The organism is Xenorhabdus stockiae, assembly GCF_002632825.1.
GTDB lineage: Bacteria > Pseudomonadota > Gammaproteobacteria > Enterobacterales > Enterobacteriaceae > Xenorhabdus > Xenorhabdus stockiae.
The window spans coordinates 1-1956 of record NZ_NJAJ01000109.1; the positions used below are offsets into that span (position 1 = coordinate 1).

The window sequence follows — 1956 nt, forward strand, 5'->3', positions numbered from 1 at the left end:
GACAAAACTGCGCCCACTGGGGGATGAAAAGACGACAAAAGTCGTCGACATCGCAGAAAATTTCAACTAACTTGTCCATGGCCTGTTCCTCCCCGGAGTCGTTTTAGGCTTTCACCAAAACTTTGCTCCTGGAACAGGCCTCTCGTCAATTTCTTATCCAGAATTCAGGTTAAATAGGCTTCAGGTCATCATGCAGGAATGCTTCGGCCTGCTGTTCGGTGATAACTTGCCCCGGCTTGACGTCTTTTGTATGACCGTAACCAATTGTCCACGGGATGCCACCCGTCGCCGGATCGGGATAGGCTTTCAGTTTCAAGCCTTCATACTGTTTGATGAAGCTCAATCCGCTCTCGCTGATTTTCATCTGTGTACCCCGAACTTGTTTTTGAAGAAGGTAAAGACCGCATCAAGAATTGACCCAATCTTCTTCGTCCCCAAAAATCCAATCAGGACACCGAAGAACTGAGCCAGACTCAGCGGTAGTTGTGCATACTCCAGCGCGTTAATAATCCCGACACTGATTGCCGCACAGATAAAGGCTTCGACTAATGAGGCTTTCCAGCCTGAGCCATCCCTTTTCTCCCGGGCGAATGCTGTCGATGCCGCCAAAAACATGCCACCCAAAAAAGGAGCATTGATAATTAACCAGTCCCAGACATGCGCCCAGAACTCCGTGTCTTTTTCAGTCATACGCATATTTCCACCCCATCAGAACAATGGGCGTCCGTGGGGTGAGTCTGTGGTCGCCCCTGTGAGTTGTAGTGAATAGGTTGCCAGCCGCAATAGGAGATACTGAAGTTATGGGAGTGATTGCGGTGGCATAAATAGAAAAGGCCGCTTTCAGCAGCCTTGAATTCAGGATGTAGATTTATTTCCAGTTGAGGCAAAAAGATAAGGTCTTACCTACGTTTTGTTTTAGTAGGTCGCCTAGTTGTTTTGCACCATCAGAGTAATACAAAAAATCAGTTGTAAGAGAATTTTTGGAGGCAACCAGATTATAAGTTGAGCCATTAACCACTACTTCAAGAGCTTTATTCTCTAGGCCTGACTGGTTTTGAGTGTCAACTTGTAATTGTATAAAATCAAAAGTACCAATGGGAGATTCAGACAATATAAATTCTAAGATGCTTCCAATACCTATAGTGTTGTGAAGATTCGTTAGAGTGCCAAAAGGATATTCACCTGCACCAAGGCTCCCACCTTTAAGCAAATATCCCCAATCCTGAACGTCGCCGTTATCATATTGGCTAGTCCCTACCTCAAGCTCAAAAGACAGCATGCATTCAACTGGCTTTGGTTTTATCTTCACTAACTCCCAATCACAGGCTAGCATATCTTTCGGTTCAGGTACCCAAGTTGAAGGATTTCCATCTGCATCTGATTGCTGAATATAGGTAAGATTGCCGGAGTTATCGTATTCAGGGATAAGGTATAGATTTGAATTCCAGCTACTGCGTCTTACTAACTTCTTCAAATACACTTGAATAATTGCCCATGGAAAAGAACCAGCAGGTGCTACATCATCCACTTCAATATCAATCTTCTTCTTATATTGGTCAGGATCAAACGAACATGGTGTGCTATCCAGCTTATTAACATCAGACATAAACACCTCACTTTATTATTCGTTAAAGGTCATTTCATCCTACTGCTAACTAGCTCGTTAATATTACTGAGGTCGGGTTCTTATCTCAATTGAATAGCCTGTAACAGAATCAATACGCCTTAAAATAGGGTGGCGCATTATAAAGTTTATCTGTTAGTCGAGTGCGTGATTCAGTGAGGTGTATATTTGAAGTTTGGTGCTGATGCATGCCGTGCCAGCCATTATTCAGATAGTAACTAACCCCAATTCCACTTAAGCTATTGCTGAAATATCTTCTTCTGAGTAGAAAATTTTCAGTGATGGCTTTTTCTCTTTAAGGCAGTAAGCAATCAATCCCGTTAAAATCGTTA

2 protein-coding genes and 2 pseudogenes are annotated in these 1956 nt (G+C 43.1%); all 4 read right to left on the reverse strand.

Translation table 11 applies throughout. The annotated features are described in order from the left end of the window. Positions 1-181 precede the first annotated feature (181 nt). A pseudogene (locus Xsto_RS20550) lies at positions 182-364 on the reverse strand (lysozyme); the annotation flags it as partial. Further along, complete coding sequence (locus Xsto_RS20555) at positions 361-690, reverse strand: phage holin, lambda family (RefSeq protein WP_169926698.1); 330 nt, start codon at positions 688-690, stop codon at positions 361-363. The pseudogene Xsto_RS20550 and the gene Xsto_RS20555, both read right to left, overlap by 4 nt. 178 nt (positions 691-868) lie before the next feature. Further along, a complete protein-coding gene (locus Xsto_RS20560) occupies positions 869-1606 on the reverse strand; it encodes a Thoeris anti-defense Tad2 family protein (RefSeq protein WP_099126297.1) in 738 nt (245 codons plus the stop codon). 252 nt (positions 1607-1858) lie between these two features. Continuing rightward, positions 1859-1956 (reverse strand): annotated as a pseudogene (locus Xsto_RS20565) (IS982 family transposase); the annotation flags it as partial.